Source organism: Paraburkholderia sp. SIMBA_030 (genome assembly GCF_046535245.1).
In the GTDB taxonomy this organism is placed as follows: Bacteria; Pseudomonadota; Gammaproteobacteria; order Burkholderiales; family Burkholderiaceae; genus Paraburkholderia.
The window spans coordinates 1-247 of sequence record NZ_JAWRXB010001310.1 but is presented as its reverse complement, the minus strand read 5'-3'; the positions used below and the strand labels follow the sequence as shown (position 1 = coordinate 247).

Below are 247 nucleotides of genomic sequence, written 5' to 3'. Positions count from 1 at the left end.
ACTCTCCAGCAGCTTCTGGCTGTCGAGCCCGGTGTTCGGCCCCAGGTCCCAGTCGACTTTCAGCGCATCGCGCCCCAGCTTCGCGGCCCAGTAATGATCGGCAATTACCGCCACGCCCGTGGGCACCTGCACCACTTTATGCACGCCCGGTACCGCCAGCGCTTCTGCGCCTTCGAAGGATTTGACGCTGCCGCCGAACACCGGCGAGCGGGCGACCATGGCGGTCATCAAGCCGTCGAACTGCACG

1 pseudogene is annotated in these 247 nt (G+C 65.6%); it reads right to left on the bottom strand.

What is annotated here, in order from left to right:
- Window positions 1–247: pseudogene (locus tag SB772_RS44295) on the bottom strand (xanthine dehydrogenase family protein molybdopterin-binding subunit); the annotation flags it as partial.